General features: G+C 65.1%; 25 protein-coding genes. 17 read left to right on the top strand and 8 right to left on the bottom strand.

Annotation, left to right across the window (positions count from 1 at the left end):
- The first annotated feature begins 39 nt into the window (after nucleotides 1-39).
- The 6 genes from HZZ13_RS33590 to HZZ13_RS33565 all read left to right on the top strand — a co-directional run bounded on the left by HZZ13_RS33590 (nucleotide 40) and on the right by HZZ13_RS33565 (nucleotide 5,612).
- Entirely contained in the window at nucleotides 40-651 is a 612-nt protein-coding gene (locus HZZ13_RS33590) for a sigma-70 family RNA polymerase sigma factor (RefSeq protein WP_197963737.1), read from the top strand.
- A gap of 508 nt (nucleotides 652-1,159) precedes the next feature.
- On the top strand, nucleotides 1,160-1,858 hold the full coding sequence (locus HZZ13_RS33585) for a cytochrome c biogenesis CcdA family protein (RefSeq protein ID WP_197963736.1): 699 nt from the start codon (nucleotides 1,160-1,162) through the stop codon (nucleotides 1,856-1,858).
- Between the two features lie 32 nt (nucleotides 1,859-1,890).
- On the top strand, nucleotides 1,891-2,454 hold the full coding sequence (locus tag HZZ13_RS33580) for a thioredoxin family protein (protein WP_197963735.1): 564 nt from the start codon (nucleotides 1,891-1,893) through the stop codon (nucleotides 2,452-2,454).
- A 102-nt stretch (nucleotides 2,455-2,556) separates the two neighbouring features.
- Complete coding sequence (locus tag HZZ13_RS33575) at nucleotides 2,557-3,528, top strand: hypothetical protein (protein WP_197963734.1); 972 nt, start codon at nucleotides 2,557-2,559, stop codon at nucleotides 3,526-3,528.
- 358 nt (nucleotides 3,529-3,886) lie between these two features.
- On the top strand, nucleotides 3,887-4,480 hold the full coding sequence (locus HZZ13_RS33570) for a L,D-transpeptidase (RefSeq protein WP_197963733.1): 594 nt from the start codon (nucleotides 3,887-3,889) through the stop codon (nucleotides 4,478-4,480).
- Nucleotides 4,481-4,574: 94 nt separating this feature from the next.
- A complete protein-coding gene (locus tag HZZ13_RS33565) occupies nucleotides 4,575-5,612 on the top strand; it encodes an amino acid ABC transporter substrate-binding protein (RefSeq protein WP_197963732.1) in 1,038 nt (345 codons plus the stop codon).
- 227 nt (nucleotides 5,613-5,839) lie between these two features.
- On the opposite strand, the gene HZZ13_RS33560 is transcribed toward HZZ13_RS33565, so the two are convergent.
- On the bottom strand, nucleotides 5,840-6,979 hold the full coding sequence (locus HZZ13_RS33560) for an acyl-CoA dehydrogenase family protein (protein ID WP_197963731.1): 1,140 nt from the start codon (nucleotides 6,977-6,979) through the stop codon (nucleotides 5,840-5,842).
- A gap of 146 nt (nucleotides 6,980-7,125) precedes the next feature.
- Nucleotides 7,126-8,340: an acyl-CoA dehydrogenase family protein gene (locus HZZ13_RS33555; RefSeq protein ID WP_197963730.1), complete on the bottom strand. Its 1,215-nt coding sequence runs from the start codon at nucleotides 8,338-8,340 to the stop codon at nucleotides 7,126-7,128.
- Nucleotides 8,341-8,466: 126 nt separating this feature from the next.
- Here HZZ13_RS33555 and HZZ13_RS33550 point away from each other — a divergent pair, with 126 nt between their 5' ends.
- Nucleotides 8,467-9,012 carry a carboxymuconolactone decarboxylase family protein gene (locus HZZ13_RS33550; RefSeq protein WP_197963729.1) on the top strand — a complete coding sequence of 182 codons (546 nt, stop codon included), beginning with the start codon at nucleotides 8,467-8,469 and terminating at the stop codon, nucleotides 9,010-9,012.
- Between the two features lie 315 nt (nucleotides 9,013-9,327).
- The gene (locus HZZ13_RS33545; protein ID WP_197963728.1) at nucleotides 9,328-9,822 is read left to right on the top strand and encodes a VOC family protein; all 495 of its coding nucleotides are present in this window, start codon (nucleotides 9,328-9,330) and stop codon (nucleotides 9,820-9,822) included.
- Between the two features lie 51 nt (nucleotides 9,823-9,873).
- Here the strand turns inward: HZZ13_RS33545 and HZZ13_RS33540 are convergent, their stop codons facing one another.
- Nucleotides 9,874-11,202: an MFS transporter gene (locus HZZ13_RS33540; protein ID WP_197963727.1), complete on the bottom strand. Its 1,329-nt coding sequence runs from the start codon at nucleotides 11,200-11,202 to the stop codon at nucleotides 9,874-9,876.
- 182 nt (nucleotides 11,203-11,384) lie between these two features.
- On the opposite strand from HZZ13_RS33540, the gene cyoA reads away from it, so the two are divergent.
- Genes cyoA through HZZ13_RS33505 form a run of 7 tightly spaced genes read left to right on the top strand, consistent with a single transcriptional unit; the run spans nucleotide 11,385 to nucleotide 18,304 of the window.
- The gene (gene cyoA, locus HZZ13_RS33535) at nucleotides 11,385-12,545 is read left to right on the top strand and encodes a ubiquinol oxidase subunit II (protein WP_197963726.1); all 1,161 of its coding nucleotides are present in this window, start codon (nucleotides 11,385-11,387) and stop codon (nucleotides 12,543-12,545) included.
- Between the two features lie 11 nt (nucleotides 12,546-12,556).
- Entirely contained in the window at nucleotides 12,557-14,554 is a 1,998-nt protein-coding gene (cyoB, locus tag HZZ13_RS33530) for a cytochrome o ubiquinol oxidase subunit I (protein WP_197963725.1), read from the top strand.
- Nucleotides 14,555-15,184, top strand: a complete 630-nt coding sequence (gene cyoC / locus HZZ13_RS33525; RefSeq protein ID WP_197963724.1) for a cytochrome o ubiquinol oxidase subunit III — start codon at nucleotides 14,555-14,557, stop codon at nucleotides 15,182-15,184.
- A complete protein-coding gene (gene cyoD / locus HZZ13_RS33520; RefSeq protein ID WP_197963723.1) occupies nucleotides 15,181-15,561 on the top strand; it encodes a cytochrome o ubiquinol oxidase subunit IV in 381 nt (126 codons plus the stop codon). Before cyoC ends, cyoD begins: the two co-directional genes overlap by 4 nt.
- Nucleotides 15,558-16,406 (top strand): SURF1 family protein, encoded by an 849-nt coding sequence (locus HZZ13_RS33515; protein WP_197963722.1) that lies wholly within the window; start codon nucleotides 15,558-15,560, stop codon nucleotides 16,404-16,406. Before cyoD ends, HZZ13_RS33515 begins: the two co-directional genes overlap by 4 nt.
- Nucleotides 16,378-17,781 carry an ATP-binding protein gene (locus HZZ13_RS33510; protein ID WP_197963721.1) on the top strand — a complete coding sequence of 468 codons (1,404 nt, stop codon included), beginning with the start codon at nucleotides 16,378-16,380 and terminating at the stop codon, nucleotides 17,779-17,781. The genes HZZ13_RS33515 and HZZ13_RS33510 overlap by 29 nt, the downstream gene beginning before the upstream one ends.
- The gene (locus tag HZZ13_RS33505; RefSeq protein ID WP_197963720.1) at nucleotides 17,771-18,304 is read left to right on the top strand and encodes a response regulator transcription factor; all 534 of its coding nucleotides are present in this window, start codon (nucleotides 17,771-17,773) and stop codon (nucleotides 18,302-18,304) included. The genes HZZ13_RS33510 and HZZ13_RS33505 overlap by 11 nt, the downstream gene beginning before the upstream one ends.
- A 30-nt stretch (nucleotides 18,305-18,334) precedes the next feature.
- Here HZZ13_RS33505 and HZZ13_RS33500 read toward each other — a convergent pair whose 3' ends face one another.
- On the bottom strand, nucleotides 18,335-19,108 hold the full coding sequence (locus HZZ13_RS33500) for a glutathione S-transferase family protein (RefSeq protein WP_210349583.1): 774 nt from the start codon (nucleotides 19,106-19,108) through the stop codon (nucleotides 18,335-18,337).
- A 39-nt stretch (nucleotides 19,109-19,147) separates the two neighbouring features.
- On the opposite strand from HZZ13_RS33500, the gene HZZ13_RS33495 reads away from it, so the two are divergent.
- Both HZZ13_RS33495 and HZZ13_RS33490 read left to right on the top strand, forming a co-directional pair.
- Nucleotides 19,148-19,516, top strand: coding sequence for a winged helix-turn-helix transcriptional regulator (locus tag HZZ13_RS33495; RefSeq protein WP_197963718.1), 369 nt, complete (start codon nucleotides 19,148-19,150; stop codon nucleotides 19,514-19,516).
- Between the two features lie 48 nt (nucleotides 19,517-19,564).
- Nucleotides 19,565-20,953, top strand: coding sequence for an adenylate/guanylate cyclase domain-containing protein (locus tag HZZ13_RS33490; RefSeq protein ID WP_246504676.1), 1,389 nt, complete (start codon nucleotides 19,565-19,567; stop codon nucleotides 20,951-20,953).
- Between the two features lie 296 nt (nucleotides 20,954-21,249).
- Here the strand turns inward: HZZ13_RS33490 and HZZ13_RS33485 are convergent, their stop codons facing one another.
- From HZZ13_RS33485 to HZZ13_RS33470, 4 genes are all read right to left on the bottom strand, one after another.
- Nucleotides 21,250-22,074: a CarD family transcriptional regulator gene (locus HZZ13_RS33485; protein ID WP_197963716.1), complete on the bottom strand. Its 825-nt coding sequence runs from the start codon at nucleotides 22,072-22,074 to the stop codon at nucleotides 21,250-21,252.
- A 344-nt stretch (nucleotides 22,075-22,418) separates the two neighbouring features.
- A complete protein-coding gene (gene fdxA / locus HZZ13_RS33480; RefSeq protein WP_197963715.1) occupies nucleotides 22,419-22,757 on the bottom strand; it encodes a ferredoxin FdxA in 339 nt (112 codons plus the stop codon).
- A 132-nt stretch (nucleotides 22,758-22,889) separates the two neighbouring features.
- Nucleotides 22,890-23,141 carry an RNA-binding S4 domain-containing protein gene (locus HZZ13_RS33475; protein ID WP_197954914.1) on the bottom strand — a complete coding sequence of 84 codons (252 nt, stop codon included), beginning with the start codon at nucleotides 23,139-23,141 and terminating at the stop codon, nucleotides 22,890-22,892.
- Nucleotides 23,142-23,163: 22 nt separating this feature from the next.
- Entirely contained in the window at nucleotides 23,164-26,535 is a 3,372-nt protein-coding gene (locus tag HZZ13_RS33470; RefSeq protein WP_197963714.1) for a helicase-related protein, read from the bottom strand.
- Nucleotides 26,536-26,589 lie beyond the last annotated feature (54 nt).

The following is a 26,589-nucleotide window of genomic DNA, read 5'->3' as shown; positions in this document are numbered from 1 at the left end:
AAACGCCGCTCGGTTGCGGCGCTACGGGGAGCCAAGTCCATGCCGAACGTCATCGCCATCAACGCCCAAGCCAGCCAGAGCATCATTGCCGCTCAGGCGACCTCGGACGCCATGCTCCTCGAAAGCATTGCCGACGGCAACCGGACGGCCATGCACATCCTTTACTGCCGGCACAATGTGCGGGTGTACCGTTTCATCCTGCGCATCGTGCGCGACGCCACTACGGCGGAAGACCTGGTCAGCCAGGTGTTTCTGGACGTGTGGCGGACCGCCGGCCAGTTCCAGGGCCGCTCGCAGGTGTCCACCTGGCTGCTCTCGATTGCCCGCTTCAAGGCGCTGACCGCGATGCGCCAGCGCCGGTTCGAGGACATCGATCAGGAGGACGTGCGTCAGATCCCCGATGATTGCGACACGCCGGAGACCTCGCTCGACCGCAGCGACACCAGCGCCATCCTGCGCGCCTGCGTGCAGAAGCTGTCGCCGGCGCACCGCGAGATCATCAACCTCATCTACTACCACGAGAAGTCAGTGGAGGAGGTCGGCCAGATCATCGGCATCCCCCAGAGCACGGTGAAGACGCGGATGTTCTATGCCCGCAAGCAACTCGCCGATTTGCTTAAGGGCGCCGGAGTGGACCGTTTCGCCGCGTAACGGCAATGATTTCAGGGGGATAGGTCATCAACTCTGGCCCTGTCCCCGAACACGGAAGCGTTACCACCGACGAAACAATTGAAACAATCGACAACATCAGGCGGAAAAACTTCCCCTCTATAAAGCTCCCATACGGTTTCGTTAAACCTCCCAAGACCTCCCAGCGACCCGGACGATGCCCCGTCCGGGTCGTTTTGTGTTTGGTCTTGTGTTGGCCGCCGTGGAACTCCCGCCTCTCCCGCTTGCGGGAGAGGCCGACGCACCCGGGCGATGCGAAGCATCGTCCCGTGTGCGGCGGGTGAGGGTTCTTTCCTCTGGGGGAGAGTCCCGTTGCGGAGACACCCTCTCCCCAGCCCTCCCCCGCAAGCGGGTCGCAAGCGGGGGAGGGAGCGCACCGCCGCCGCGGCGAACAGAATGCCTCAAAGGCCCCGTCACGAAGGCGTGACGCGGCGTAACGAGCGCCCCATCCATCCCGAACAGCCCTCGTGACCTCCCTCACGAGTGCGCCATGCTCGACCTGGTCTTCGCTCTCCTCGCCGGCCTCCTCACCATCGCGGCGCCCTGCACGCTGCCGATGCTGCCGATCCTGCTCGGCGCCTCGATCGGGCGCGCGGGGCATCTGCGCCCCGCGATGATCGCGCTCGGCTTCGTCGTCTCGTTCTCGGCCGTAGCGCTGGCGCTCGGCGCGATCACGCGGGCCTTCGATTTCGATCCGAACGTGCTGCGCGAGGCGGCTGCGGTCCTGCTGCTTGGCTTCGGCCTGTTGATGCTGTGGCCGGCGCCGTTCGAATGGCTGTCGATCCGGCTCAACGGCTGGCTCGATCTCGGCAACACCGGCACCCCGCAGCGCGACGGCGCGCTCGGTGGGCTGATCCTCGGCACCACCTTGGGCCTGGTCTGGACGCCCTGCGCAGGGCCCGTGCTCGGCTCGATCCTGACGCTGGTTGCGACCTCGAAGAATCTCGGCTGGGCCGGCACGCTGCTGGTCGCCTATGCCATTGGTGCTGCGATCCCGATGCTGGCGGTCGCCTACGGCGGACAGGCCGCGACCACGCGCGTGCGCAGCCTGGCCCGGATCTCGCCGCGGCTGCAGCAGGGCTTTGGCGTGGTCGTGATCGGCTTCGCGGTCGCCGCCTATTTCCAATATGACACGCTGCTCGTGGCGTGGCTCACCGGCTTCTACCCCACCGGCCAGATCGGCCTGTGATCACCCTCAATCTTCACCGGAGGACGCTTTCCATGACTCTCAAGCTGCTCGCAACCTCTGCTGCACTGATCGGCATCACCGTCACCGGCGCCGTCATCCCCGGCATCTGCGACGAGGCTGCGCGTGCCGCACCCATCGTCACCGCCGCCGCGAGCCAGCAGGCCGCGCCGGATTTCACCGGCATCACCAACTGGTTCAACTCGAAGCCGCTGAGCATCGCCGATCTCCGCGGCAAGGTCGTGCTGGTCGATTTCTGGACCTATGGCTGCGTCAACTGCGTCAACACGCTGCCGCATGTCACCGAGCTCTACGCCAAGTACCGGGATCGGGGTCTCGTCGTGGTCGGCGTGCACACGCCGGAGTTCCCGTTCGAGCGCTCGGCCGCCAACGTGCAGGCCGCGCTGAAGCGCCATGGCATCACCTATCCGGTGGCGCAGGACAATGAGTCCAAGACCTGGAACGCCTATCGCAATCAATATTGGCCGGCGCAATACATCGTCGACCAGAGCGGCAAGATCGTGTTCCAGCACGCCGGCGAAGGCAGCTATGACGAGATCGATCGCACCGTGGCCAAGCTGCTGAACGCGAGCAGCTGACGCTGCGCGGCCATCGCGCGGCCGGCTGCAATTGTCGCCTTGTTGCTTGACTCCACGGAGCCGTCCGTGGAGGTTCGCAACCGACGCAATCAGCCGCCCGCAATGGACGCGACTAGCAGCACCGACATCCGCCTTCGTGAAGGTTCCTCGATCGCACAGCGGCTGGTCGTGGCCGGCTCGGCGGCCGCCGTCGCGCTGTGCTTCACGCCGGGACTGTTCACGCAGGACGTCCTGGAAATCACGATATCGGCGGTGGCGCTGCTGGTGGGAGCCGGGTTCGTCGTCGGCATCATGATGGCGCCGGCGGTGGTGTGGATCATCACGCCCGACGAGATCCTGATCGGGAGGCAGCGGCCGTTCGGAAAACTCCAGACGCGCCTCGTCGGCAAGGACGAGATCACGGCGCTGCAGGTCCCCGGCAGCAAGCGGGTGAAGGCCCGCTTCCAGCTCGTCTTCACGCTCGCCTCGGGCGAACGCCTGACCTCGCCGCCGATTCCCGACGTCACTCATGTTAGGGACACTGTGACGTGGATCGCGGCGAATTTCGGCGTTCCCAATGTCGAGGCGCCGAGCAACCCGCTCGATGCCAGCAATCCCGAGATGCATCTCGGCGAGCCGCTCGAGGCGTTTTCTGAACGGGACATCCGGATCGTCGCACTGATCGCCGTGGCGTTGTCCGCGGTCCCCTATGCCTACAAGCTGTGGCGCGGCCTTTCCCCGAGCCATGTCGACATCCTGCTGCTGCCGCTGGGCGCGATCGCCGCATTCGCCATCTATCGCTATGCGAACCTCGCCACCGGCGCGTTCTGGGTGATCGGCGCGAACGAGATTCGCGTCGAGCGCCTGTGGGGCGACGGCAGCCTGCGGGCCGACCACATCGCAGGGCCCGACGTGAAAACGATCACGGTCGAGCGCCGCGGCCGCTCCGAGGACGAGCATTGCATCGTGGTGATCCGGCTGCATTCAGGGCGGCGGTTTCGCAGCCCCCGCATCGGCTCGCGGGTCGAGGCCCGCGCCGTGGGAGCCGAGATCGTGCGGCGGCTCGGGATCGCGGCGGAGAGCAACAAGATTTAGCGGGCCTCCATTTGTCTGGGTTGATCTCACCGCGCGTTCGGTCTGCGCCTCTCCCGCTTGCGGGAGATGTCGCCGCGCAGCGGCGGGTGAGGGTTCTCTCCACGTCGGGAGTGTCCCATTGCGGAAGCACCCTCTCCCCAGCCCTCCCCCGCAAGCGGGGGAGGGAGCTCACCTCCCGAGCGGTGACAATCACTGCTTTTCGCGCCATCCCCTGTTCGTGGCATTGCTCTGGGCCCGTCAAAAAACCAAAGCATTGTCGTGACATGCCAGGACGGCGCGCCATCAACTTGCCATGAACTTGCCCCTCAGGTTTGATGGTTCCGAATGATTTGCGCTGTGGCAGCGGGGAGAGCTTGAAATGACGGATTTTCGTCGCCTGACCGGGATTTTGGTGGCTGCGATGGGCCTTTTCCTGTCCATGCCGCACGCCTTCGCCCAGCAGCCGGACCGCGGCGACGAGCCGGGCCTGATCGCGGATGATTCCTACCAGCTCGAGCCGGAATGGCAGAAGCAGGTGGTCTACTTCCGAACCACGGAAGCGCCGGGCACCATCATCGTCTCGACCGCCGAGCGCCACCTCTATTTGGTGCAGCCGGGCGGGCGCGCCATCCGCTACGGCATCGGCGTCGGCCGCGACGGTTTTCAGTGGCAGGGGCTGGTGACCATCACCAACAAGAAGGAGTGGCCGGACTGGACGCCGCCAGCGGAGATGATCCAGCGCCAGCCCTATCTGCCGCGCTTCATGGCCGGCGGACCCGGCAATCCGCTGGGCGCCCGCGCCATGTATCTCGGCACCACGGTCTATCGCATCCACGGCACCAACCGCCCCGACACGATCGGCACCAAGGTGTCGTCGGGCTGCTTCCGTCTCGTCAACAACGACGTCGCCGATCTCTACGATCGCGTCCCCCTCGGCACCAAGGTCGTCATCCGGCAGAAGCCCGAACTCTGACGGCCTTTAGGTTCGAGCATGATCCCTCGGGATCATGCTCCGTACCCTCCTCCCATTCCTTTTCCGATACTTTCGAGAGAGAGAGAGAGACATCATGCGCACTTTTCGTGGCGGCCTGCTGATCGGGCTCGCGGTCGCCGTGCTGGTCGGCGTCCTCGCCGTCATCTATGAATTCTACGACACCCGCACGCTGAAGCGCACCGTTCGCCGCGGCGAGGTGCTGTGCGGCGTCAACAAGGGCCTGCCGGGCTTCTCGATCCCCGACGACAAGGGCAACTGGACCGGCTTCGATGTCGATTTCTGCCGCGCGGTCGCCGCTGCGATCTTCAACGACCCGAACAAGGCGAAGTTCGTTCCGCTCGACGCCAATGAGCGTTTCAAGGAGCTGCAGAGCCGCAAGGTGGACATCCTCTCGCGCAACACGACCTGGAGCATGGCGCGTGAGCTGGAGTACGACCTCTATTTTCCCGCCATCGCTTATTACGACGGCGTAGGCTTCATGCTGCCGCGCTCGCGCAACAAGGAGACGTCGCTGGATCTGACCGGCAGCAAGGTCTGCGTGCAGGCGAACACCACGACGACATTCCACGTCGCCGATTACTTCCGCGTCAACAACATGAAGTACGAAGAGGTGAAGTTCGACAAGCTCGACGACGTCGTGAAGGCCTACGATAGCGGCAAGTGCGACACGTTCTCCGCCGACGTTTCCCAGCTCTATGCGCTGCGGCTGAACCTGACGAAGCCCGGCGACCACATGATCCTGCCGGACATGATCTCCAAGGAGCCGCTTGCCCCCGTGGTGCGTCAGCGCGACGACGACTGGATGATGATCGTGAAGTGGACGCTGTATGCGATGATCAACGCCGAGGAGCTCGGCGTGACCTCGGAAAACATCGACGAGGCCCTGAAGTCGAAGAAGCCGGACGTGATGCGCCTCGTCGGCACTGAGGGCAATTACGGCGAGCAGCTCGGCCTCACCAAGGACTGGGCCGCGCGCATCATCCGTCACGTCGGCAATTACGGCGAGATGTATGATCGCAACATCGGCGAGAAGTCGAAGCTGAAGATTCCGCGCGGCATGAACCAGCTGTGGAACGCGGGTGGCGTGCAGTATGCGCCGCCGATGCGGTAACCGGCCTCGCGGTCGTCATTGCGAGGAGCGCAGCGACGAAGCAATCCAGACCGCCTCCGCGGAGGGATTCTGGATTGCTTCGCTGCGCTCGCAATGACGAGATTGAGGCAAGCGCATCCCACAATCTCAACCGCCGTAGCCCGGATGGAGCGTAGCGTAATCCGGGGCGGTCTCGCCGTGCGGAAAGAACCCGGATTTCGCTGCGCTCCATCCGGGCTACAGGATCCTCAATACCCCCGCGACCTGGCCAGCTGCTCGGTGTGATAGTTCGCATCGCCGAACAGCTCCTCGCAGACACGTGCGCGCTTCATGAAGAAGCCGATGTCGAACTGGTCGGTCATGCCCATGCCGCCGTGCATCTGCACGCCTTCCTGCACCGCGCGCGTGGCGGTGGTGCCGGCGCGCGCCTTGGCGACCGCGACGGCGGACGCGGCCTTGGCGACGTCGGCATCCAGGGCCTGCAGCGCCTTCATGGTGGCGGCACGGGTGATTTCGATGTCGATATAGAGCTCGGCGGCGCGATGCTGCAGCGCCTGGAATTCGCCGATCAGCTTGCCGAATTGCTTGCGGCTCTTCAGATATTCGACGGTGCGGCCAAACACTTCATCGCTGAGGCCGACCATCTCGGCGGCGACCGCGCCGCGGCCGATATCGAGCACGCCATCGAGCAGGCCCGCGGCCTGGTCGACCTCGCCGAGCACGCTGTCGGCGTCGACCTCGACGTTGGCGAATTCGATCCGCGCCGCATTGTGCGCATCGACCATGATGGTGCGCTCTATCGCAACGCCCTTGGCCTTGGGGTCGACCAGGAACAGCGTCAGGCCCTCGCGTTCGCCGGCGGCGCCCGCGGTGCGCGCGGCGACGATGAGGAGATCGGCAACGTGGCCGTCGACCACCAGCGCCTTGGCGCCGGAGAGCTTGAAGCCGTTGCCGGCGCGCACGGCCTGCAGGCTGGTCTGCAGCGGGCGATGCTTGGCGCCCTCGTCGATCGCCAGCGTCGCGAGCAGCGAGCCGCTCGCGATCCTCGACAAATATTCCGATTTCTGCGCGGCATTGCCGCCGCGGCCCAGCGCCGAGGCCGCCACCACTGACGTGGCGAGGAAGGGCGATGGCATCAAGGTGCGGCCAATCTCCTCCATGATGATTCCGGCTTCGACGTAGCCGAGACCGCTGCCGCCGAACTCCTCCGGCACCAGCAAGCCGGCAAAGCCCATCTCGGCGAAGGAATGCCAGAGCTCCTTGGAGAAGCCGGTGGGGTCCTTGCTGTCGCGCAAGTGGCGCAGGTGCGACACCGGCGCCTTGTCGCTGATCAGCCCGCGCGCGGAGTCGCGGAGCATGGATTGTTCTTCGGTGAGGACGAGGGCCATGGGCGTGTTTCCGATTCGAAATCTATCTGGTTCGTCATTCCGGGATGGCCCGAAGGGCCAGGCCCGGAAACCATCGAGCGGCGGAGTTGGTGGATAGATGGATTCCGGGCTCGCGACTTCGTCGCGCCCCGGAATGACAGAAAGGCTTACGCCCCCGGCAAATCCAGGATGCGCTTGGCGACGATGCCGAGCATGACCTCGCTCGTGCCGCCCTCGATCGAGTTGGCCTTGGTGCGCAGCCAGGCGCGCGGGCGGGCACCCTGCCTGGAACGCTCGCTCTCCCATTCCAGCGCATCGACGCCGCCGGCCGACATCAGGATTTCATGGCGGCGCTTGTTGAGCTCGGTGCCGTAATATTTCATCGCCGAGGAGAACGCCGGATGCGCCTGCCCGGCTTTGGCGAGATCGACCGCGCGCTCGGCGCAGGCAGCTAATGCGGCTTCATCGACGTCGAAGCGCGCGATCTGGCCGCGCAACATGGCGTCGTCGAGCTTGCCCTGCCCATCGGTGCCGATCGTATCGGCCGCGATCTGGCCGAGCGGCCGGCCGACGCCGCGCTCGCCCATCCCTGAGATCATCGCACGCTCGTGCTGGAGCAGATATTTCGCGACGTCCCAGCCGCGATTGATCTGGCCGACCACATTCGCCTTCGGCACGCGGACATTGTCGAAGAAGGTCTCGCAGAACGGCGAATATCCCGAGATCAAGAGGATCGGCTTGGTCGAGACGCCCTTGGAGGTCATGTCGAACAGGATGAAGCTGATGCCGTCATGCTTCTTCGCGGTCGGATCGGTGCGGACCAGGCAGAAGATCCAGTCGGCGTAATTGGCGTAGGACGTCCAGATCTTCTGGCCGTTGATGATGAAGTCGTCGCCGTCGCTCTCGGCGCGGGTCTGGAGCGAAGCGAGGTCGGAGCCGGCATTCGGCTCCGAATAGCCCTGACACCAGCGGATCTCGCCCGCGGCTATCTTCGGCAGATGCTCCTTCTTCTGGGCGTCGTTGCCGTACTTGAGCAGCGCCGGCCCGAGCATCCAGATGCCGAAGCTCGACAGCGGCGGCCGCGCGCCGATCCGCGCCATCTCCGCGCGCAGCACCTTGTGCTCGGCAGCGCTCAGGCCCCCGCCGCCATACTCCTTCGGCCAGTCGGGCACGGTCCAGCCCTTGTCGCGCATGCGCTCGAACCAGATGCGCTGCGGCTCGGACGAGAATTTCGCGTTGCGCCCACCCCAGAACACGTCTGCATCGGACGTTGCCGGCTTGCGCATCTCCGGCGGGCAATTGGCCTCCAGCCAGGCGCGGGTCTCGTTGCGGAATGTTTCGAGATCGGCGGATTCAGAATCGCTGGTTTTGGAGTCAGTCATTGGTCGTTTCCATCACTCAAATTCGAATTGTTGCCGCCGAGTCTGGGCCAAGCCCCCGCGGAATTCAACCACTTATCAGTTATAGTCGCCGCTGCGGCGAGCCTTGAAAACAAAGAGGAAACGACCATGCGCCTGAAACTTCTTTCGCCTGGCGAAATGAACGAGAGCCAGCGGCAGACCTATGACGAGTCGATCGCCGGCAAGCGCGGCAAGCCGCCGCCGCCGATGATGGCCTGGCTGAACAGCCCCGAGATGGCGCGCCATGCCACGCGGCTCGGCGAGGTGCTGCGCTTCGACACGATGTTTCCCGCAAAACTCTCGGAAATCGCGATCCTGGTGACGGCGCGGCACTGGACCGCGCATTACGAATGGTATGCGCACAAGCGCCTGGCGCTTGCCGGCGGCATGAAGCCCGAGATCATCGACGCCATCCGCGACCGCCGCACGCCCGACTTCGACGATCCCGTGGCCAAGATGATCTACGACCTCGCGAAGTCGCTGCACGAGGGCCACGGTGTCGAGAAGGGGCTCTACGACGAGGCGGTGAAGCTGCTCGGCGAGCGCGGCGTGGTCGAGGTGATCGGCCTGTGCGGCTATTACACGCTGGTGTCGATGACGCTGAACACATTTGAGTTTGGCCTGCCCGACGGTGAGGTGTCGGAGCTATCCTAAATCGTGCTATGACCATTCAGAACAAAACGAAGAGATGGACTGCCGTCGCTCAGCAACTCGCGCGCGACCGGGATACGCCGATCCGCTGTCCGTTTTGCGAGGAAGCTGACCTGAGCATCACCGACGTTCCATTCGCCTCTGAGAAAATGGAACGCTTGATTGCATGCCCTGTATGCAAAGAGGCCATGGCACTGCGTATGTCGAGAGAGACCGGTCCATAGTCGGGTCTCGTTCCGGAAACAATGGGTTTCGGGATCGGCCCGTAGCGCGGTCCCGGGGCCGACCTTATGTGGGTGTATTCGATGGAGCATTCACATGTCGCAAAGCCCCGCCATTCCTGCCGGCACCAGGATCGGCCACGTCCATCTCAAGGTCGCCGATCTCGATCGCGCGCTCGGCTTCTATTGCGGCGTGCTCGGCTTCGAGCTGATGCAGCGGATGGGCTCGGGCGCGGCCTTCATCTCGGCCGGCGGCTATCATCACCACATCGGGCTCAACACCTGGGAGAGCAAGGGCGGCTCGCCGCCGCCGCCGGGCACCACCGGGCTCTATCACACCGCGATCCTCTATCCGACGCGCCCCGCGCTGGCGGATGCGCTGCATCGCCTGCTCACGGCCGGCATTGCGCTCGATGGCGCCAGCGACCACGGCGTCAGCGAGGCGCTTTACCTGCGCGACCCCGATCAGAACGGCGTGGAGCTGTATTGGGACAAGCCGCGGGAGCAATGGCCGTTCGGGCCTGATGGGAAGCTCGCGATGTTCACCAAGCGGCTGGATGTCGAAGCGCTGTTGCGGCAGCGGCAGGGGTGAGATGGGCACGGCGCGACCAGCGCCGTTGCCCATCCTGCATGCGCTGCGCGTTCAGCGCCCTGCGTCCATATCGCCCGCCTCGCGCTGGCCGCTGAGCCAGAGCGCGAGCAGGGTCCAGAACGCGCCAGACAACAGGTACGCACCGGAGGCGATGACGCCGAGATTGGTGGCGAGCAGCAGCGCGACCAGCGGGGCGAAGCCGGCGCCGAACAGCCAGGCCATGTCGGAGGTCAGCGCGGACGCCGTGTAGCGATAGGCCTGCCGGAAGTTCGAGGCGATCGCACCGGAGGATTGGCCGAAGGACAGGCCGAGCAGGATGAAGCCGATCACCATGTAGATGGTCTCGCCGAACGCGCCGGCGTCGAGCAGCTGCGGCGCGAAGCCGCTGTAGACCGCGATCGCGATCGCCGATCCCATCAGAAGCGACTTGCGGCCGACGCGGTCGGCAATGATGCCGGAGGCCACGATCGCGGCGACGCCGAACACGGCGGCGACGATCTCGATGATCAAAAAGCGCACCGGGCTTTCGCGGGTGAACAGGAACACCCAGGACAGCGGAAACACCGTGACCATGTGGAACAGCGCAAAGCTCGCCAGCGGCGCGAAGGCGCCAAGCATGATGGTCTGGCCCTCGCGCGCGACCGTCTCGGAGATCCGCGCCGGCTGGAGTTCGCGGGTCTCGAACAGGGTGGCGTATTCTTCCGTCGTCACCATGCGCAGGCGCGCGAACAGCGCCACGACGTTGATGGCAAACGCAACGAAGAACGGATAGCGCCAGCCCCAGTCGAAGAAATCATCGGCCGAAAGGAGGCCAGCGAAATAGGCGAACAGCGCGCTCGCCACGATCAGCCCGAGCGGGGCCCCTAACTGCGGCACCATCGCGTACCAGCCGCGCTGGGAGGCCGGCGCATTCAGCGCCAGCAGCGAAGCCATGCCGTCCCAGGCGCCGCCCCAGGCCAGGCCTTGCGCGATGCGCGCCAGCGCCAGCAGCCAGATCGCGGCGACGCCGATGTCCTGATAGCCCGGCAGGAAGGCGAGCGCGACGGTGGCGGTGCCGAGCAGGAACAGCGCCGAGATCAGCTTGGCCGTCTTGCCGTAGGTTCGGTCGATCGTCATGAAGATGACGGTGCCGATCGGACGGGCCATGAAGGCGAGCGCGAACACCATGAAGGAATAGAGCGTGCCGGTCAGCTCGCTCGCGAACGGGAACACCAGGCGCGGAAACACGATCACCGAGGCGATCGCGAAGACGAAGAAGTCGAAGAATTCCGAGGTACGGCCGATGATGACGCCGATGGCGATCTCGCCGGGACTGGCCTGGTCGTGGCCGTGCTCGCCCGTGTGGAGGTCTGCCATTGCGGGGGTCTGTGCCGTCGCCATTCGTGCGCCCTTAACGTCCTGAAAACCAAAGCCGACCGCCCGGCGGGGCGCCAGGCAATCTGCTCCTGTCTGGCCCAACCTCCCGCAGTGCAACATTGGACAAATTGTCCAATGTCCGGATTGTTGCGCCGCAGCTACCCGTTGGCCCCGCAAAGGAAACTCATTCTCATAAGGCTCGGCCCGTGTCTCGTCTCAAGATCCTGGCGCTACTACCTCTGGTAGCCGCACTCAGCGGCTGCGACTATATCGTGCTGGCGCCAGCCGGCGATATCGCCGCCCAACAACGCGACCTCGTCATCATCTCGACCGTCCTGATGCTCCTGATCGTCGTGCCGGTGATGGCGCTGACGGTGCTGTTCGCCTGGCGCTACCGCCAGTCCAACACCCAGGCCCGCTACGAGCCGGAATGGGACCACTCGACCAAGCTCGAGCTGGTGATCTGGTCGGCGCCGCTTCTAATCATCGTCTGCCTGGGCGCTCTGACCTGGATGGGCACCCATCTGCTCGACCCCTATCGCACCCTCGGCCGCATCCATGCCGAGCGCGCCGTGGACCAGTCCAAGGCCCCACTCGAGGTCGACGTCGTCGCGCTCGACTGGAAGTGGCTCTTCATCTACCCGGACTACGGCATCGCCACCGTCAATGAGCTCGCCGCTCCGGTCGACCGCCCCATCACCTTCCGCATCACCGCATCCTCGGTGATGAACTCGTTCTACATCCCCGCGCTCGCCGGCCAGATCTACGCGATGCCGGGCATGGAGACCAAGCTCCACGCCGTGGTCAACCACGCCGGCACCTACAAGGGCTTTTCGGCGAACTATAGCGGCGCCGGCTTCTCCGGCATGCACTTCAACTTCCAAGGCCTCGACGACAAGGGTTTTGACACCTGGGTCGCCAAGGCCAAGTCCGCCGGCGGCTCGCTCGGCCGCGCCGAATATCTCCAGCTGGAGAAGCCCAGCCAGAACGAGCCGGTGCGGCGCTGGGGCACCGTCGATGCCGATCTCTACCGCCTGATCCTCAACATGTGCGTCGAGACCGGCAAGATGTGCCAGAGCGAGATGATGGCGATCGACGCCAAGGGCGGCAACGGCCATCAGGGCCTGAACAACACCCTGCCGCTCACCTATGACAAGTATGCCCGCCGCGGCGCCCCGCTGGGGCCCGAGCCTGTTTTCGTCGCCGGCACCTGCACGCCGGATGCGCCGCAGGGCAAGACCACCGCGTCCATTACGGCACCCGTCGACACCGCGCCGCTGCTCGGTGCCGGCCTGAAGCGGCCGTCGTTCACGCCGCTGAAGTCCTCGTCCTTCTTCCTCGGACAGCGTCCGAAGTCAGATTCCTAAAGAGAACGCGCATGTCTCCTGATCTTCTCAAGCTCATCTTCGGCCGGCTCGGCCTTGAATCGCTGCCGCTGCACGAGCCGATCGTCGTCGGCACCTTCGTGGTGGTCGCGCTCGGCGGCGCTGCACTGCTCGGCGGCCTCACCTATTTCCGCCTCTGGGGCTATCTGTGGCGCGAATGGTTCACCACGGTGGACCACAAGCGCATCGGCATCATGTACATGATCCTCGGCATCGTGATGCTGCTCCGCGGCTTTGCCGACGCGCTGATGATGCGCGGCCAGCAGATGCTCGCCTTTGGCGGCTCCGAAGGCTATCTCAACGCCCATCACTACGATCAGGTCTTCACCGCCCACGGCGTGATCATGATCTTCTTCGTGGCGATGCCGCTGGTCACCGGCCTGATGAACTATGTCGTGCCGCTGCAGATCGGCGCGCGAGACGTCTCGTTCCCGTTCCTGAACAATTTCAGCTTCTGGATGACGGTCGGCGGCGCGGTGCTGGTGATGGCTTCGCTGTTCATCGGCGAATTCGCCCGCACCGGCTGGCTGGCTTACCCGCCGCTGTCGAACATCGGCTACAGTCCCGACGTCGGTGTCGACTATTACATCTGGGCGCTGCAGGTCGCCGGCGTCGGCACGACATTGTCCGGCATCAACCTGATCTGCACCATCGTCAAGCTGCGCTGCCCCGGCATGACCATGATGAAGATGCCGGTGTTCACCTGGACCTCGCTCTGCACCAACGTGCTGATCGTCGCCTCCTTCCCGGTCCTGACCGTGGTGCTCGCGCTGCTGTCGCTCGACCGCTATGTCGGCACCAACTTCTTCACCAATGATTTCGGCGGCAGCCCGATGATGTACGTGAACCTGATCTGGATCTGGGGTCACCCCGAGGTCTACATACTGGTTCTGCCGGCGTTCGGCATCTTCTCCGAGGTCACCTCGACCTTCTCGGGCAAGCGGCTGTTCGGCTACACCTCGATGGTCTACGCCACCGTCGTCATCACCATCCTGTCCTACCTGGTGTGGCTGCACCACTTCTTCACGATGGGCTCGGGCGCCAGCGTCAACTCGTTCTTCGGCATCACCACGATGATCATCTCGATCCCGACCGGCGCGAAGATGTTCAACTGGCTGTTCACGATGTATCGCGGCCGCATCCGCTATGAGCTGCCTATGATGTGGACCATCGCCTTCATGCTGACCTTCGTGATCGGCGGCATGACCGGCGTGCTGCTCGCGGTGCCGCCGGCCGACTTCGTGCTGCACAACAGCCTGTTCCTGATCGCGCACTTCCACAACGTGATCATCGGCGGCGTGGTGTTCGGCGCGTTCGCCGGTATCAACTACTGGTTCCCGAAGGCGTTCGGCTTCAAGCTCGATCCGTTCTGGGGCAAGATGTCGTTCTGGTTCTGGGTCACCGGCTTCTACCTGGCCTTCATGCCGCTCTACGTGCTCGGCCTGATGGGCGTGACGCGCCGCCTGCGCGTCTTCGACGATCCTTCGCTCCAGATCTGGTTCGTCATCGCCGCGATCGGTGCCGTGTTCGTCTTCATCGGCATCCTCTCGATGCTGATGCAGTTCGCGGTCAGCCTGCTCAAGCGCGAGCAACTCAAGGACGTCACCGGCGATCCCTGGGACGCGCGCACGCTGGAATGGGCGACCTCCTCGCCGCCGCCGGACTACAACTTCGCCTTCACCCCGGTCGTTCACGACAATGACGCGTGGTGGGACATGAAGCGGCGCGGCTATCAGCGTCCGCTCACCGGCTTCAAGCCGATCCACATGCCGAGCAGCACCGGCACCGGCATCATTCTCGCCGGCTTCGCCACCGCGATGGGCTTTGCTCTCGTCTGGTACATGTGGTGGCTCGCCGCCGTGAGCTTCATCGCGATGCTCGCCGTCGGGATCGGCCACACCTTCAACTATCACCGCGACTTCGACATTCCGGCTGAAGACGTCATCCGGACCGAAGACGCGCGCACCAAGCTGCTCGCCGGAGCCAAGTAAATGACGATCGCTGTCAATCCCTCGCAGACCGGCGAGCCGGTCTTCTACCTCGCCGACGAACATCCGCATCCGGAAGGCTACAGCACCTCGCTCGGCTTCTGGATCTACCTGATGAGCGACTGCCTCATCTTCGCGATCCTGTTCGCCACCTACGGCGTGCTCGGCGGCAATTATGCCGCCGGGCCGGCACCGAAGGACCTGTTCGACCTGAACCTGGTCGCGGTGAACACGTCCATGCTGCTGCTGTCGTCGATCACCTACGGCTTTGCCATGCTGACGATGCAGCAGAACAAGGTCGCGCAGACGCAAATCTGGCTGGCGATCACCGGCCTGTTCGGCCTCGCCTTCATCGGCATCGAGCTCACCGAGTTCGCCCACATGATCCACGAGGGCGCTACCCCGCAGCGCAGCGCCTTCCTCTCCGCCTTCTTCACCCTGGTCGGCACCCACGGCCTGCACGTCACCTGCGGCCTGATCTGGCTGGTGACGCTGATGGTGCAGGTCGGAAAGTTCGGCCTGATCGAGGCCAACCGCCGCCGCCTGATGTGCCTGTCGATGTTCTGGCACTTCCTCGACGTGGTCTGGATCGGCGTCTTCACCTTCGTCTATCTCCTGGGAGTTCTGCGATGAGCACTAATACCCACGCAGCCGGCGCGCACGACCATCACCACGAAGGCGGCCACGCCCACAGCACGTTCTCGGGCTACATGCTCGGCTTCGTGCTCTCGGTCGTGCTCACCGCGATCCCGTTCTGGCTGGTGATGAGCGGCGCGCTGCCGAGCAAGCAGATCACCGCGCTGGTGATCATGGCCTTCGCGATCGTGCAGATCATCGTGCACATGGTCTACTTCCTGCACATGAACACGACGTCCGAGAACGGCTGGACCATGATGGCGCTGATCTTCACCATCGTGATGGTGGTGATCGCCCTGTCGGGTTCGCTGTGGGTGATGAGCCACCTCAACAGCAACATGATGCCGGTCCACCAGATGACGGGAATGAAGTGAGCGACATCAGGACCGTGACGGGCGAGGACGAAACGCGCAGCAAGGCTGCGCCGTCGCCGTCCTTGTGGCTCACGGTCCTCTCGCTCATTGCTTTCGTGCTTCTGATCGCGCTCGGCGTCTGGCAGATCGAGCGCCGCGCCTGGAAGCTGGCGCTGATCGACCGGGTCGAGCAGCGCGTCCACGCGCCGGTACAGCCGATCCCCTCGCCTGCGGCATGGCCTGCCGTCAGCGCCGCAAGCGACGAATACAGGCACGTCAGCGTCAGCGGGCGCTTCCTGCATGAGAGCGAGACGCTGGTTCAGGCCGTCACCGAGGAGGGCCCGGGCTATTGGGTGTTGACGCCGCTGCAGCGCGACGACGGCACGCTGGTGCTGATCAACCGCGGCTTCGTGCCGCCCGAGCGGCGCGACGCATCGACGCGCCGGGACGGCAACCCGCAAGGTCAGGTGGCGATCACCGGCCTGCTCCGCATGACCGAGCCGAGGGGCGGTTTCTTGCGGACCAACGTGCCCCAGCACAACCGCTGGTACTCGCGGGACGTCGCCGCCATTGCGGCGGCACGTGGCCTTCATGAGGTCGCGCCCTTCTTCGTGGACGCCGACGCCGGATCACAAATTGCCGGCGGCCCAATCGGCGGATTGACCGTGATCCGCTTTCCCAATAACCACCTGATCTACGCGCTGACGTGGTTTGCCCTGGCTTTCATGCTGGCCGGCAGGCTTTTCGTCACATTCGGCGGCGGGCTGTTCCGCCGCAAGCGCTTCGTCCACGACAAGGCCGGCGGCTCGGATGCCGTCGCCCGCAGGACGGGATCAGATGCTGGAACGATCGTCGAGCCGACCTGACGACGGGAAAACGCTTCCCCAAACGCTTGCCCATGGCGGCGGGCCCGTCACGCTGCAATCGCAGGCCGACGCGCGCAGCGATCTGATCGGCACCACGCCCACCGACGACGAGACCAACCGCAAGAACATGGCGCTGCTGATCCAGCTGCGCTGGACCGCGGTGGTCGGCCAGATCGTCACCATCGGTGCCGTGCATTTCGGCCTCGGCATTCCCCTGCCATTGGAGCGGATGGGCGCGGTGATCGGCGCCTTGGTGCTGCTCAACGTCTCCAGCCTGGTCTGGGTGCGCCATCGCGCCGCAATCACCAACAACGAGCTCCTGGTCGCCTTGATGCTGGATGTCGCCGCGCTGACGGCGCAGCTCTATCTCTCCGGCGGCGCCACCAATCCCTTCACCTCGCTGTTCCTGCTCCAGGTGACGCTCGGCGCGGTGCTGCTCGATGCCCGCTCGACCTGGTCGCTGGTGGCGCTGACCTGTGCGAGCTTCGTCTGGCTGACCTTGGCCTACCGGCCGCTCGATCTGCCGCCCAATCCGTTGAGCGAGACCTATACGCTCACCGTAACAGGCATGCTCCTGGGATTCGTGCTCAACGCCGTGCTGCTCGTCGTGTTCGTCACCCGCATCAACCGGAATTTGCGCGAGCGTGACGCGCATCTGGCGGCGTTGCGCCAGCATGCCGCCGAACAGGACCATATCGTGCGCATGGGCCTGCTCGCCTCCGGCGCGGCGCATGAGCTCGGCACGCCGCTCGCCTCGCTCTCGGTGATCCTCAGCGACTGGCGCCGCATGCCGGACCTCGCCGCCGATCAGGAGCTCGCCGAGGATCTGGCTGAAATGGAAACCTCGTTGCAGCGGTGCAAGTCGATCGTCACCGGCATCCTGGTATCGGCGGGCGAAGCCCGCGGTGAAGGCTCCTCGCCGACGACGGTGACGGCCTTCGTCACCGCGCTGGTCGACGAATGGCGCAATGCTCGCTCGGCCCGCACGCTCTACTTCGTCAACACCTTCGGTGAGGACGTCGCGATCGTCTCCGACGTCGCGCTGAAGCAGGTGATCTTCAACGTGCTCGACAACGCCTATGAGGTCTCGCGCGAGTGGGTCGAGCTCGTCGCCGAGCGCGAGGGCGACAATCTCGTGCTGTCGATCTCCGACCGCGGCCCCGGCTTTGCGCCGGAGATGCTGGCACAGCTGGGCAAGCCCTACCAGTCGAGCAAGGGCCGCGCCGGCGGCGGGCTCGGCCTGTTCCTGGTGGTGAACGTCGTGCGCAAATTGGGGGGCACCGTGACCGCCGAGAACCACAGGAAGCGGGGCGCCACGGTGCGCCTCACGCTGCCGCTCGCAACATTGGCGATCGGAGGGAAATTTGACACCTGACCGTTCCCTCATCGTCGTCGAGGACGATGCGGGTTTCGCCCGCACGCTGAAGCGCTCGTTCGAGCGCCGCGGCTACGAGGTCGTGCTCGCCGCCTCGATCGAGGAGGTGCGAAAGGTGCTGGAGCAGCGCTCGTTCGGTCATGCCGTGGTCGACCTCAAGCTCGGCGGCGCCTCGGGCCTCGCCTGCGTCGAGCTCCTGCACACGCACGATCCCGACATGCTGATCGTGGTGCTGACCGGATTTGCAAGCATCTCCACCGCCGTCGAGGCGATCAAGTTAGGGGCCTGCCACTATCTGGCGAAGCCGTCGAACACCGACGATATCGAGGCCGCCTTCCACAAGGCCGAAGGTAACGCCGAGGTCGCGCTCGATACGCGGCCGACCTCGATCAAGACGCTGGAATGGGAACGCATCCACCAGACCCTGATCGAGACCGAGTTCAACATCTCGGAAGCGGCCCGCCGGCTGGGCATGCACCGGCGGACGCTGGCGAGGAAGCTCGAGAAGCGCCCGGTGAAGTAGGAGGAGCGCGCCGCGGCTCCTGCTGCTTCCCTACTTGCCGAAGCGCTCAATCACGTCGGCCAGCGCGACGTGGCCTGTGCACGATCCCGTTCCCAGACCCGAGTCGCCGTCCTCCAGAGCGGTGGCGTAGAGGACCCCAGGATCGGCTTCGAGGCGAGCTCGCAGTGCCGCCAGCTTCGGCCAGCGGCTGCTCTCCGCAACCGCGTGGAAGTCGAGCCAGCGCGCGACGCCGACAAGCACGGCGTCGGCGAGGGTCGGCCGGTCCCCGAGCAGGAATTGGCGCGCCTCGATCATTCCTTCGAGCTTGTCATGACGCTCGATGACCCTTCCCGTGCCAAAGGCGCGCAAGGCCGACTTCGTGGCGGGCTCCATGGCTTCGGCTTCCATTGCGGCCCATAGCGGCGCAAAGGCGGCGGTGAAACCGGTATTCACGAAAGCCATGAGCTGATGCATTCGATCGGCTTGCCGCGACAGCGGATCGAAGCTGATGCGTCGTTCGACATCCCTGGCTTCGAGCCAGGCCGCGATCGCCATCGTTTCCGTCAGCACCTCGCCCTGCTCGGTGATGAACACCGGCGTCTCATGTCGCGGATTGATGCGGGCATATGACTGGCTTCGCATCTCGCCCATCATGTCGACCCGACACAGCCGATATGGCTTACCCAGCCATTCGAGAGCCGCAACGAGCCCCATGGAGCTTCCCTTCGGGAAGCCGTAGAGTAGAATTGGGTCCACGATCCATTCTCCGTGATTTCTGATGATCACGCTGCGCAGCGGTGATGCGACCCTAGCCGCTCGCCGCATCAAGTAAATTACGAACTTTTTTGTAACCTGGAGGCGCCGATGAAGGATCTCGTTTCGCGATGTCCCATCGAGGAGGTGATGCAGATTCTGAGCGGTCGCTGGCCGACGCTGCTGATCTATTATTTGAAGCAGGGCACCAAACGCTTCAGCGACTTGCGCCGCGACAATCCGACCATCTCGCACAGGATGCTCGCACTCGAGCTTCGCAAGCTGGAAGACGCCGGCATCGTCAGCCGCACTGAATTCGGCGGATATCCGCTGCGCGTGGAATACGATCTGACCGCCGCCGGTCACGCGCTCGTGCCGTTGATCGATGCCCTGGGGGACTGGTGGGCGTCGGTCGCGGCCGGGGCTGGAGATGGCCATCGAGGTGAAGTCGGCGTCTCGGCAACGACGCAGCGGACTTGATGCGCTGAAGGCCCCAGGTGAGGAGATTGTGAGGAGACTTCCGTGACAATGCTCGTCGAGCGCTTCAACCTGCCGGCTGCGTTTGCGCCGGCGCCGAGCAAGCGCGATGCCGAAACGGTTCAGTTCGCACAGGCTGCGCTGACGTCCGCCAAGCGGGAGGGTCTGCAACTCGCGGTGCGGGCGCGCTATGTCGCCCTCGTCGTCATTGCCTGCCTGCTGCTGGTGATCAACCCGGCCTGGGAGCAGCTCTACTACGTGGCGCTGCTCGGCTTGTTCGCACTGATCGGCTGGGCCCAGGTCAGGGTCGGGCGGGTTGGCGTGTCACGGGCGGAATTGGCACTCCTGTTTTGCGACCTGGCGCTGCTCACCTGCCTCATCGTGGTTCCCAATCCGTTCGGAACCTCGCACTGGCCGGTCGCGATGCAGTACCATTTCGGCAACTTCATCTATTTCTTCGTGCTGCTCGCGGGCGCCACACTGGCCTATACCTGGCGGACCGTCATTGCGGTCGGCGTGTGGACGGCTGCGCTCTGGATGATCGGCATCGCCTGGGTGTGGTGGCAACCCGATCGCGATCCTGCACTGACTGCCCGCATCGCAGCCGCAGCAGGCAGCGATCATCGCCTGTTTGCGATGATTTCGCCGAGCGCGATCGTGTTCCACGTTCGCATTCAGGAGATCGTCGTCTTCATGATCGTGGCCATGACCTTGGCGCTCGCGGTCCGCCGCAGCAACGACCTTCTGGTGCGGCATGCCGCGGTGGAGCGCGAGCGGGGCAACCTTGCACGCTATTTCTCGCCGAACGTCGTGGCGGAATTGTCGAAGCAGGACGAGCCGCTGAAGCAGGTGCGCACGCAACACGTCGCGGTGCTGTTCGTCGACATTGTCGGCTTCACGGCCTTTGTTGATGCGCGCTCGCCACAGGAGGTGGTGCGGACGTTGCGGGAATTCCACGGATTGATGGAGCAGGAGGTTTTCCGCCATAGCGGCACGCTCGACAAATATCTCGGGGACGGGTTGATGGCGACGTTCGGCACGCCCTTCGCGGGGGCGCACGACGCCAGCAACGCGCTGCGATGCGCCCAGGCCATGATCGCGGCGGCGGACGGTTGGAACGACCGGCGCGCAGCGTCAGGCGAGCCGCCGCTTCATGTGAGCTTTGGCTTGCATTATGGGCCGGTGGTGCTCGGCGACATCGGGCAGACCTGTCTGGAATTTGCGGTGATCGGCGCGACCGTCAACGTGGCAAGCCGTCTCGAGGCCTTGACCCGCGCTCTCGATTGCGCGCTGGTGGCGAGTGACGACCTCGTCAGTCAGGCGAAGGCCGAGCTTGGCGACGCAGCCGCAACGTTTCAGTCATTGCAAGCGCGAGAGCCGCGGGCGGTCCGCGGTATTCAGCAGCCGATCTCGATCTGGACCCAGCCGCGCGGCGTGTAGAGGCGAGCTCGTCCCGGTGTAAGGCAGGGCCTTTGAATATTGCAGAGGTCGTCATGCCCGGGCTCGTCCCGCCTGCGCGGCCGAAGCCGCTTCGGCGAGGCGAAGGCCCGGGCATCCACGTTCTTTGTGCCGCGTGGAAAGGCGTGGATGGCCGGGACAAGCCCGGCCATGACGCTGTGGAGACAGCCGGTGCCCATAGCCACACCTCATATGCGATAGCCCTGCGGCGTCAGGAAGCCAAAGAAAAAGCCCGGCCAACGGCCGGGCTCTTGATGGCTTGCGCAGAACGAAGCTGCTTACGCGGCCTCGTCGGCGACGGTGCTGTCGTCGCCATCGGTATCGTCGGTATCGCCCTCGGCATCCGTGTCGGCTTCGCCGTCGGCAGCTTCCGCCTTGGCGCTGGCGCGGCGCGGGCTCTTGGCGAGCTGAGCCTCGATCTCCTTGACCGCTTCGGTCTCGGTCGAGTGCTGCACCACCGCGATCTCGCGGGACAGGCGGTCGAGCGCCGCTTCGTAAAGCTGGCGTTCCGAGTAGGACTGCTCGGGCTGCGATTCCGAGCGATAGAGGTCGCGCACGACTTCCGCGATCGCGACGATGTCGCCCGAATTGATCTTCGCTTCGTATTCCTGGGCGCGGCGCGACCACATCGTGCGCTTGACACGGGCGCGGCCCTTCAGCGTCTCCAACGCCTTCTTGACCAGCGCCGGATCGGACAGCTTGCGCATGCCGACATTGGCGACCTTGGCGGTCGGCACGCGCAGCGTCATCTTGTCCTTGATGAAGTTGATGACGAACAGCTCGAGCTTCGCACCGGCGATCTCCTGCTCCTCGATGGCCAGGATCTGGCCGACGCCGTGAGCGGGATAGACCACGAACTCGTTGGCCTTGAAGCCCTGACGCTGGGTCACGACCTTCTTTTCCTCGACCTTCGGCGCAGCCGCGGGCTTGGCGGCCGGCTTCGCAGCGACGGGAGCCTTGGCAGGCGCAGCGGCAACAGAGGCCTTGGTCGCGGGCTTGGCAGCGGGGGCCTTGGCAGTCACAGGCTTGACATTCACAGGCTTGGCGGCAGCAGGCTTGGCAGCGGTCGCTTTCGCGGCCGGTTTGGCAGTCTTGTTAGGCATTGCGCTTCTTTTGTTCTTCGAGGACTTTGCAGCCGGCGCCTTCGTCGCGGTCCGACCCTTGGATGCGCTACGGCTGGCCGCGGCGACTTTTTTGGCCTCCTTATGGGAAGCCCTCGCTGAAGTACTCTTTTTACGCGTTTTCTGTGACACAGCCTGCGCGCGGAAACTGCCACGCCCCTGTTCGACATTTGGTTTCACGGGAACCCAGAGGGGCCAACGGGGCTGACGGGGTTCGGCTTAATGTGCCCAATATAGCACATTTCCCGCAAAAATCAATGATTTAGGGGTCTTGAGGGCTGGTTTTCGGAGAAAGCGCCGCTATTAGGGTTAAGTTTGGACCCGAATTAGTCTCCCGAGCCAGGGTTCGGAGAGAAATATTTCTCGAACTTGCCCTCCATGCCGTCGAATTCCTTGGCGTCGGCGGGTGATTCTTTCTTCTGGGTGATGTTCGGCCAGCTCTTGGCGTATTCGGCGTTGACCTGGAGCCACTTTTCCAGCCCCGGTTCCGTGTCCGGCTTGATGGCGTCGGCGGGGCATTCCGGCTCGCACACGCCGCAATCGATGCACTCGTCGGGATGGATGACGAGCATGTTGTCGCCCTCGTAGAAGCAATCGACCGGGCAGACCTCGACGCAGTCGGTGTACTTGCACTTGATGCAGTTTTCAGTGACGACGTAAGTCATCCAACGCTCCGAAAAGCTCTTTTAAAAGTCGCGGCTTGCCTAGCGCGGATGGCCGGGCGCCGCAAGGTCGGGAGGGCCCGATCATGACGGCTTTGTGTGTTTGATCGATCAAGAAATGAATATCAGACGCAATTAATTGCGCGTCCCGAGCTCCTCGTAGAGCACGCGAGCCGAGGCAGCATCGCCACGGCGCTCGTTGAAGGCGGTGACCTTCAGGACACGCACGGTGCGATCGAGCGCGATGGTGAGGACGTCACCGGCCTTGATCGCATGGCCCGGCGATGTCTCGCGCACGCCGTTGACGCGGACATGGCCGGTGACGACGAGCTCGGCCGCAGAGGTGCGCGCCTTCACCACGCGCGCGTGCCACAGCCATTTGTCGATGCGCTGCCGCTCGGTCGTGGGGCTACTCCTTCCGCCCCAGCTGCTCTTTCAGCGCGGCGAGCTTGGCGAAGGGCGAGTTCGGATCGATCGGACGATCGCGCTCGCGCGGGTTCGCGCTCGAGGCGTAGGGACGCAGCGAGGGACCGGACTCGCGATCGCGACGATCGCGGCCCTTGTCGCGGTCGCGGCCGCCGCGGTGCTCGCGGCCGCCGTCGCGATCGCCGGGCTTGCCCTTGCCGCGATCACGATCCTTGCCCTCGAAGCGGCGGTTGTTGTCGCTGCGCTGCTCGCGGCGATCGCCACTGTCCTCGCGGCCCTTGCGGAAATCCTTGCGATGCCCGCCATGGCGGTGGCCCGGCTGGGCGCCTTCGGCCGCTTCGCCGGGCGTCGGGGCAGCAGCTTCGGCACCCGCCTGCGGACGCGGCTGATGATGGTGACGCTGATGGCGATGGCGCTCGTGGCGCGGCTTGCGATCCTCGTGACGGCCGGCGGGACGCCAGACCTCGACCAGCTCGGGCTCGGCGGGCGTCACGGCCGCTTCGACCGGCGCGGCGGCATCGGGTGAAGCGGCGGCTTCGACGGCGGCGGTCTCGGCCGGAGCCGCATCAACCGGGGCCGCGGCCTCCTCGGCCGGCGGCGCGATGCCGGGGGCATCTTCCGGCGTGACCGGCTCCGGCGCAGCAGAAGCTTCCGGCGCCGGCTCCGCTTGAGCCTCCTCATGAGCAGGCTCGTCGTGCGGCTCCATGCCGGGCGCGTCTTCGACCGTGACGGATTCGGCGGCAGCCTCAGTGGCCGGCGCCTCAGCCGGCAGGCCGGCAACGGCTTCAGCTGCAGTCTCGGTCGAGGTCTCCGCGCTGCCTTCAGCGGGCGGCGTCTCGGCCGTAACAGTCTCGGTCACGACCTGCTCGGTCGCGACAGGCTTTTGCGGCAGCGGCGGGCGCTTCTCCATGCGATAGCCGAGCGCGCGCAGCACGGAGGCGAAATCTTCGCCGGCAGATCCCGTCAGCGAGGTCATCGCCTGCGTGACCACGAAGCTGCGGCCGTCGAATGCGCCGGCGGGCTTTTCGCCCGGCGAATTCTCGCGCCAGGCCAGCGCCGGGCGGATCAGGTCGGCGAGGCGCTCCAGGATGTCGACGCGCACGGCGCGCTCGCCGGCCTGCTTGTAGCCGAGCACGCGATAGGCATCGCGCGGCAGCGCCTTGTCGACCGGGAACGAGGTGCGCCCCGAGGAGGCCAGATGCTGCGCGCCCGAGAGCGCGGAGAGATCGACATTGTCCTGCTTCAGCGCCCACAAGAGCGCTGCGAGCGCACGCGCGGCGGGCTTGAGCAGGCCGGGGAAATAGAGGTGATAGGCGCCGAAGCGGACGCCGTATTTGCGCAAGGTCGCGCGCGAGGGCTGGTCGAGATCCTTCAGCTCGCTGGCGATCTTCGGACGCTCGAGCACGCCGAGCGCCTCGACCAGCTGATAGGCGATGCCGCGGGCAATGCCGGTGACGTCCTCGGCCTTCGACAGCTCGAACATCGGCCCGAGCAGCTTTTCGATGTGGGTCTTGAGCCAGAGCTCGAGCCGCGCCTGCACCTTGTCGCGGGGAGCGCCGGTCAGGCGCTCGTCGGAGATGATGCGGATGCGCGGATGCAGCGCCTCGTCTGCGGCGGCGAGCCGCGCCACGGCATCGCCGGTCCAGCGGATGATGCCTTCGGACGTCAGCACGAACTGCTCGTCCGGCGCATTGCCCAGCTTTTCGGCGCGCGCGTTGATCTCGCCGGCGAGCACCGCTTGTGCTGCAGCCTGCAAGGCTTTCGCATCGGAGCCGGCTTCCGCCGCATCCGGTGCAAAGGTGAAGCCATCGAGGCGGCCGATGACATGGCCTTCGACGATAACTTCGCCGGTCTTGCCGATTTCAGTATTCAAGCTCGTGTTCTCCCGCAGGCGGCGCATCAATACACTGGTCCGGCGATCAACGAAACGCTCAGTCAAGCGTTCATGGAGCGCATCCGATAATTTATTTTCGACCTCCCGCGTAATCCCCTGCCAGCGTTCCGGGTCTTTCAGCCAGTCCGGGCGGTTGGCGACGAAGGTCCAGGTGCGGATCTGGGCGATTCGGGCCGACAGCGTGTCGATGTCGCCGTCGACGCGGTCGGCCTGGGTGACCTGGGCCTCGAACCAGGAATCGGAAATGCAGCCCTTCCGCATCAGGAAGCCGTACAGCGTCGTCACCAGCTCGGCATGGGCGGCCGGCGACAGCTTTCTGTAGTCCGGCACCTGGCAAGCTTCCCACAGCCGCTCCACGGCGGCCTTGCCATGCGCGATATCGCGCACCTCGCCGTCGCGGGCGGCGTGATCGAGCACGCGCATGTCCTCGGCGATCGGCGCGCGCGTCAGCGTCTCGTGGCCGGGGGCGAGGTTCAGCGAGACCTGGAGCGCGCCGAGCGAGGAGAAATCGAGCTTGGAATTGCGCCATTGCAGCACCTTCACGGCATCGAAGGTGTGGTTCTGCAGCGCGTTGACGAGCTCGGGCTCGAACGGCGCGCAGCGGCCCGTGGTGCCGAAGGTGCCGTTGCGCGTGGCCCTGCCCGCGCGTCCCGCCACTTGCGCGAATTCAGCTGGCGTGAGGCGGCGGAACTGGTAGCCGTCGAACTTGCGGTCGGAGGCGAAGGCGACGTGGTCGACATCGAGATTGAGGCCCATGCCGACGGCGTCGGTGGCGACGAGATAATCGACGTCGCCGTTCTGGAACATCGCCACTTGCGCGTTGCGTGTGCGTGGGCTGAGCGAACCCAGCACCACGGCGGCGCCGCCGCGCTGGCGGCGGATCAGCTCGGCGATGGCGTAGACTTCGTCCGCGGAGAAGGCGACGATGGCGGTGCGGCGCGGCTGGCGCGTGATCTTGCGATCGCCGGCGAATTCGAGCTGCGACAATCTGGGCCGCGTGATCATGGAGACGCCCGGCAGCAGGCGCTCGATGATCGGACGCATGGTGGCGGCGCCTAGCAGCAGCGTCTCGTCGCGGCCGCGGCGGTTGAGCAGCCGATCGGTGAAGACGTGGCCGCGCTCGAGATCGGCGGCGATCTGGACCTCGTCGACGGCGAGGAAGGAGACGTCGAGGTCGCGCGGCATCGCCTCGACGGTCGAGACCCAATAGCGCGGATTCCTCGGCTTGATCTTCTCCTCGCCGGTGACGAGCGCGACGCTGGCCTCGCCGGCTCTGGCCGCGATCTTGTTGTAGACCTCGCGCGCCAAGAGGCGCAGCGGCAGGCCGATCATCCCGGAGGGATGCGCCAGCATCCGCTCGATGGCGAGATGGGTCTTGCCGGTGTTGGTCGGACCGAGCACCGCAGTGACGCCCGCACCGGGTGCGCGCTCGGAGGCGAAGGGGGAGGAGGAAAAAGCCATGTCTGGGGGAATAGGTAATGGCGATTTGGGCGAATGTCAGTGCTATCCGGGGCG

The organism is Bradyrhizobium agreste (assembly GCF_016031625.1).
GTDB lineage: Bacteria > Pseudomonadota > Alphaproteobacteria > Rhizobiales > Xanthobacteraceae > Bradyrhizobium > Bradyrhizobium agreste.
This window is presented reverse-complemented; position numbering and strand designations above follow the sequence as displayed.